The sequence below is a fragment of the Aeromonas sp. ZOR0001 genome (genome assembly GCF_000801015.1).
GTDB classification, from domain to species: domain Bacteria; phylum Pseudomonadota; class Gammaproteobacteria; order Enterobacterales; family Aeromonadaceae; genus Aeromonas; species Aeromonas veronii.
Genome location: NZ_JRJY01000075.1, coordinates 33,466 through 39,992, shown reverse-complemented (window position 1 = coordinate 39,992; position 6,527 = coordinate 33,466). Strand labels below are relative to the sequence as shown.

General features: G+C 50.8%; 6 protein-coding genes. 1 reads left to right on the top strand and 5 read right to left on the bottom strand.

Annotated elements, in window-relative coordinates:
- Nucleotides 1-141 precede the first annotated feature (141 nt).
- Together L972_RS20800 and L972_RS21405 are read right to left on the bottom strand one after the other, a co-directional pair.
- On the bottom strand, nt 142-873 hold the full coding sequence (locus tag L972_RS20800) for a DUF3307 domain-containing protein (RefSeq protein WP_081990715.1): 732 nt from the start codon (nt 871-873) through the stop codon (nt 142-144).
- Nucleotides 870-1,532: an HTH domain-containing protein gene (locus tag L972_RS21405; RefSeq protein WP_136501700.1), complete on the bottom strand. Its 663-nt coding sequence runs from the start codon at nt 1,530-1,532 to the stop codon at nt 870-872. The genes L972_RS20800 and L972_RS21405 overlap by 4 nt, the downstream gene beginning before the upstream one ends.
- Nucleotides 1,533-1,913: 381 nt before the next feature.
- On the opposite strand from L972_RS21405, the gene L972_RS09640 reads away from it, so the two are divergent.
- Entirely contained in the window at nt 1,914-2,399 is a 486-nt protein-coding gene (locus L972_RS09640; RefSeq protein ID WP_047437842.1) for a GNAT family N-acetyltransferase, read from the top strand.
- 123 nt (nt 2,400-2,522) lie between these two features.
- Here L972_RS09640 and eno read toward each other — a convergent pair whose 3' ends face one another.
- From eno to mazG, 3 genes are all read right to left on the bottom strand, one after another.
- A complete protein-coding gene (gene eno / locus L972_RS09635) occupies nt 2,523-3,824 on the bottom strand; it encodes a phosphopyruvate hydratase (RefSeq protein WP_005335583.1) in 1,302 nt (433 codons plus the stop codon).
- Between the two features lie 89 nt (nt 3,825-3,913).
- Nucleotides 3,914-5,551, bottom strand: coding sequence for a glutamine hydrolyzing CTP synthase (gene pyrG, locus L972_RS09630; RefSeq protein ID WP_005335584.1), 1,638 nt, complete (start codon nt 5,549-5,551; stop codon nt 3,914-3,916).
- Between the two features lie 141 nt (nt 5,552-5,692).
- A complete protein-coding gene (mazG, locus tag L972_RS09625; protein ID WP_047437840.1) occupies nt 5,693-6,490 on the bottom strand; it encodes a nucleoside triphosphate pyrophosphohydrolase in 798 nt (265 codons plus the stop codon).
- Between the last annotated feature and the right edge of the window lie 37 nt (nt 6,491-6,527).

The following is a 6,527-nucleotide window of genomic DNA, read 5'->3' as shown; positions in this document are numbered from 1 at the left end:
GACCTCTACTTTTGAGTGCTCCAAAAAATGGGGGGATTACCATTGCAAAAAGAGTATTTAAAAAATACCTAACAAACGCACGTTGGCGGACTGGTTTTCCGCTGCACTCCAAACCAGCCGCAAATGCAGGCGTTAGGCTCCCTAAATAAAGTTCTTTACGGCCAATCCAATAATCGATGTAATCGCTACTGAAAGTAATGAACCTAATAGAACGTATTCTGTTAGTTTATGATTTTTTGCGTTGTTTAATTCACCAAATCTGAATATCGACTTAGCAGCTAATACGAATCCAATGACTGAAAATTGCCCAGCTATAGTGAAAGTTAAAATTAACGTTCGTTCTAAATATCCGATAATAGCCCCTCCGGAAATCAAGCCTTTATTTTCCTCATTCGCATCTGGCGTATATTTAGATAAAATAGAACAAATGATAATCGAAGTGGGCTTAAAAATTACAGTATAAGCAAGTGCAATTGCTAGAGTGCTTTTAGTAATAACAATATCCTTCATTACTGATAAAGGCAGCTCTAATTGAGATATATGTAAAGCGACCGCAGCCAAGACTGCTATGTGTAGTATTTGATCAAGAATGAAGTAACGTAAGTCTTTTCCTAAGTATGTCTTCGCAAGATCGATTAGACAGTGAGAAACTCCAATAATAATTAACATACAGCTAATAGAACGCCAATCTGTTGTGATAAATAATACTGGGATGCAGGAAACTAAAGCGTGTATTGCTGAATGAATATATAGCTTGTGAGATTTTGTTTTATTATCATTTTTGTCTTGAACCCATGATTCAGGTTGAAAATAGAAGTCGACCATTACATGTACAATGACAAGAAATAGGAACAAAATGAAGAATGTATTCAAAGGAAAAACTCCCTTACTTTTTGCGAGAATAATTGAGTATATTCAGTTATTAAATTTAGGTTTGCTGATTTTATTGAGCGGTTCACTGATACTCTATTCACGCCCAATAACTCCGCTATTTCTTTCTGTGTAAGGGAGTGTTGATTTTTAAGGACAATATATATTATCGCGCATTGGCGTTCTGTCATCCCTGATACCTGGTTATCTAAGTATTTAGTTAGTAGATCAAAATGTTCATTGAACGGTTGCACTGGGGTCGACACTTTCAATGTGTCTGTGGTCATCTTGTCTAGTGCTCTTCCTGATAAAGTGAAAGCATCACCTGTTGAACTACCTATTGTATGTCGTATAGATACATCATGTCCTATAGCAAGACTTATTCTACAATCATAATTACTATTTCTACTTTTTAAGCTAGTTCTCAGTAATAGTGCGTATGTGGCTGCATTTTCGATATCTTGGACTAGAACTTGAAAAGAATCGCCTCTAGTAACTTCGAACTTGTTGTTTGGATTTAGAGAACGAATCAATGATAGCTGATTATGCAAAGTATAGAGTAGGTCTTCATACATACTGTGCTCTAGTTCAGTAGAGCGTACAATGTCTCCACTTATTACTGCTATAGGTCTGACTCGTTCTTCTTGTTCTATTTCTTCCATATCTAAACTCTCATATACATAAGTAGTGCTGTATTGCTACTTAGCTTCAATAGTAACGTGTTTGTGTTACTTTTTATAGTGGTAACGTGTCTGTGTTACCTTTCCTAGTAGTAACGTTTTTGTGTTACTTCCCCTAGTAGTAACGTGTTTGTGTTACTTCTTCTAGTGGTAACGTGTTTGTGTTACTCCTTCTAGTAGTAACGTGATTGTGTTACTTTCTCTAGTAGTAACGTGTTTACGTTACTTCCTCTAGTGGTAACGTGTTTGTTTTACTTCTTCTAGTAGCAACAAATCTGGGACACCCACCTTTCTGAGCCGACTTTCAGATGGCATCTCTATTCACCTGTAGCTTTGCTGGTGTAACACATCCAAAGGAGATTTATGAAGCCAGACTTAACCGGCTCTCGGATTGTACTGCGTACCATTGGCCCGCAGGATGCCGCCGATCTGTTCGAGATTTATGGCAATCCACTGACCATGGCGTTTGCCTCTGATCCCTGCTTTACCTCTCCCGCCATGGTGGTGCAGATGATGGCGAGCGTGGTGCGGCTGGAACAAACAGGTGAGTCACTGGAGTGGGCGATTGTCGAGCGGGAGGGCAACAAGGTGATCGGCACCTGTGGCCTGCACAGCTTCAGTGAGGCGGGCCATTGCTGCGAGGTGGGCTGCCTGCTCAATGCGGCCTATTGGCACAGAGGGTTTATGTCGGAAGCGCTGGGATTGTTGTTCGCCCACGCCAGCACACTGGGAGTCACCAGCCTCACCGCAGATATCGATGCAGATAATGTCCGTTCTATCGCCCTGTTTGCAAAGCTGGGCTTCAAGGCGCATGCAGGGCGCTATCAGCGCACGCTCCCCTTTATCTGACCCGAGACCAGAGGCACAACGCCCTCGCCTCTCAGGGCGTTGCGGCAAGGAGCAGGCATAAAAAAACCGGAACCCAGGGGTTCCGGTTTTTTTCATTCCAGCCGAGGCTGGCAAACCAGCAAATTAAGCCTGGTTTTTAACTTCTTTCAGACCGCGGAAAGGAGCTTTGGCACCCAGAGCTTCTTCGATACGGATCAGCTGGTTGTACTTGGCAACACGGTCAGAACGGCTCATGGAACCGGTCTTGATCTGGCCAGCAGCGGTACCAACAGCCAGGTCGGCGATGGTCGCGTCTTCGGTCTCACCGGAGCGGTGGGAGATGACGGCAGTGTAGCCAGCGTCTTTGGCCATCTTGATGGCAGCCAGAGTTTCGGTCAGGGAACCGATCTGGTTGAACTTGATCAGGATGGAGTTGGCGATGCCGTTGTCGATACCGCGCTTCAGGATCTTGGTGTTGGTTACGAACAGGTCGTCACCAACGATCTGGATTTTCTTGCCCAGTTCAGCAGTCTGGTAGGCGAAGCCTTCCCAGTCAGATTCGTCCAGGCCATCTTCGATGGAGACGATCGGGAACTTGGTGGTCAGGTCAGCCAGGAAGTCGGAGAAACCGTTGGAGGTGAAGACACGACCTTCGCCTTTCAGGTTGTACTCTTTCTTCTCTGCGTCGTAGAACTCGGAAGCAGCGCAGTCCATAGCCAGGGTGATGTCGGTGCCCAGTTTGTAACCGGCAGCGGCAACGGCTTCAGCGATAACTTCCAGCGCTTCGGCGTTGGATTTCAGGTTCGGAGCGAAACCACCTTCGTCACCAACTGCAGTGTTGTAGCCCTTGGACTTCAGCACTTTGGCCAGGTTGTGGAACACTTCTGCGCCCATGCGAACGGCTTCTTTCAGGGTCTTGGCGCCAACCGGCTGGATCATGAACTCCTGGATGTCGACGTTGTTGTCGGCGTGCTCACCACCGTTGATGATGTTCATCATCGGCAGCGGCATGGAGTAAACACCCGGGGTGCCGTTCAGCTCGGCGATGTGGGCGTACAGCGGCATGCCTTTGGCAGCAGCGGCAGCTTTGGCGTTAGCCAGGGAAACAGCCAGGATGGCGTTGGCGCCGAACTTGGATTTGTTCTCGGTACCGTCGAGGTCGATCATGATCTGGTCGACAGTGGCCTGGTCCTTGGCATCTTTACCCAGCAGAGCTTGAGCGATCGGGCCGTTTACGGCTTCGATGGCTTTCAGCACGCCTTTACCCAGGAAACGGCTCTTGTCGCCGTCACGCAGTTCCAGCGCTTCGCGGGAACCGGTGGACGCGCCAGACGGAGCGGCTGCCATACCAACAAAACCACCTTCCAGGTGAACTTCGGCCTCAACGGTCGGGTTACCACGGGAGTCGATGATTTCACGACCGATCACTTTAACGATCTTGGACATGTGTATTTCCTCAGGTTTCGTAAAAAAACAACAAAAATATGCCAAAAAAAGCGGCTGTGGCACAGTGCCCCAACCGCATTTATTTTCAATTACTTCAAATTACGCTTCTGATACTCGCCTGCCGCCTTCACAAAACCGGCGAACAGAGCGTGGCCATCACGAGGAGTAGAGGTGAACTCCGGGTGGAACTGCGCGGCCACGAACCAGGGGTGATCCGGGATCTCGATGATTTCCACCAACTTCTTGTCGGCGGAGAGACCGGTCACTTTCAGACCTGCCGCTTCAATCTGCGGCAGCAGCTTGTTGTTTACTTCGTAACGGTGACGGTGACGCTCGTAAATGGTCGGGCTGCCGTACATCTGACGCACCTTGGAATCTTCGACCAGGTGGCAGAGCTGGGAACCCAGACGCATGGTACCGCCCAGATCAGACTTCTCGGTACGAGTCTCGACGTTGCCCTCTTCATCCACCCACTCGGTGATGAGGCCGACGACCGGGTATGCGCAATCTTTCTTGAATTCGGAGGAGTGAGCCCCTTCCATACCCGCTACGTTGCGAGCGAATTCGATCATGGCAACCTGCATGCCGAGGCAGATACCCAGGTAGGGGATCTTGTTCTCGCGGGCATACTGGGCAGCCAGAATTTTGCCTTCCACACCGCGCTCACCGAAACCACCCGGCACCAGGATCGCGTCAAGACCTTCCAGCAGCTCGGCGCCACGGGTCTCGATGTCCTGAGAGTCGATGTACTTGATGTTGACGGAGTGACGGGTCTTGAGACCACCGTGCTTGAGCGCCTCGTTGACGGACTTGTAAGCGTCCGGCAGGGAGACGTACTTGCCGACCATACCGATGGTTACTTCACCAGTCGGGTTGGCCTCTTCGTAAATAACCTGTTCCCACTCGGACAAATCAGCTTCTTTACACTCCAGACCGAAACGCTCGGTGAAGTAGGAGTCCAGATTCTGGGACTTGAGCAGTGCCGGGATCTTGTAGATGGAGTCGACGTCTTTCATGGAGATGACGGCGCGCTCCGGCACGTTGCAGAACAGGGCGATCTTGGCGCGCTCGTTGGCCGGAATGGCACGGTCGGAGCGGCAGATCAGCACATCCGGCTGGATACCGATGGAGAGCAGCTCTTTGACGGAGTGCTGGGTCGGCTTGGTCTTCACTTCACCGGCCGCAGCCAGGTAAGGAACCAGCGTCAGGTGCATGAACATGGCGTTGTTGCGGCCCACTTCGGCAGCCAGCTGACGAATGGCTTCGAGGAACGGCAGGGACTCGATGTCACCCACGGTACCGCCCACTTCGACGATGGCAACCTGATGGCCTTCGGCACCGGCAATCACCCGCTCTTTGATGGCGTTGGTGATGTGCGGGATAACCTGAATGGTGGCGCCCAGATAGTCACCACGACGCTCTTTACGCAGTACGTCGGCGTAGATACGGCCGGTGGTAAAGTTGTTGCGACGGGTCATCTTGGTGCGGATGAAACGCTCGTAGTGGCCCAAATCCAGATCGGTTTCGGCCCCGTCCTCGGTTACGAACACTTCACCATGCTGGGTCGGGCTCATGGTGCCCGGATCCACGTTGATGTACGGGTCCAGTTTCATGATGGTCACATCCAGACCACGGGCTTCCAGAATGGCTGCCAGAGAAGCTGCGGCAATGCCTTTGCCGAGGGATGAAACAACGCCACCAGTAACAAAAATATATTTGGTCGTCATGCTGAACCTGAAAGAAGTTTAGGGAATTTTAAGGGGTGCTTCGGGGATGAAGCAGGACGGGGAAACAGTATACCAAAAACCCCTCTCCCAAACAATGAGCAAAAATCTATCAGGCTCACCGCCCCCCCATCTTGCGCCAAATCAACTTTGCTCGGTTTCCTTCGCCTTATCCCAGGCGGCATCGAGCTTTTCGAGGGTGCAATCGGTCATTTTCAAGCCTTCTGCGGCGATTATCTGCTCAACCTGACGAAAACGACGTTCGAACTTGGCATTGGCGCCGCGCAGTACCTGCTCCGGATCCTTGCCCAGATGACGCACCAGATTGACGGTAGCAAACAGCAGGTCGCCGAGCTCGTCGCTCACCCGCGCCTCGTCCACATCGGCCATCAATGCCTCTTCCATCACCTCGTCGATCTCTTCGTGGATCTTGTCCACCACAGGCCCCAACGTCTTCCAGTCGAATCCGACGGTGGCGCAGCGTTTCTGAATTTTGGCGGCGCGGGTCAGGGCAGGCAACGCCTGCGGAATGTCGTCCAGCACGCTCTCTTTGTCGAGGGCCGCCCGCTCTTTGGCCTTTTCCGCTTCCCAGTTCGCTTTTACCGCCTGCTCGTTGGCAAGGTCGGCATCCGAGAAAACATGGGGATGACGGCGAATGAGCTTTTCACTCACCGTATCGACGATATCGGCGAAGTCAAACAGCCCACGCTCCTTACCCAGCTGGGCGTAAAACACCACCTGAAACAGCAAATCCCCCAGCTCCCCTTTCAGCCCCTGCCAATCCTCGGTCTCGATGGCATCGGCCACTTCGTAGGCCTCTTCCAGGGTGTGCGGCACTATGCTCTGGAAGTTCTGTTTCAGATCCCAGGGGCAGCCGTTTTGCGGATCACGCAAACGAGCCATGATGTCGAGCAGTTGGGGCAGATCGTAACGTTGGGACATGGGATATTCGCTTTCAATTCGTTCAACAAGGGTCGTA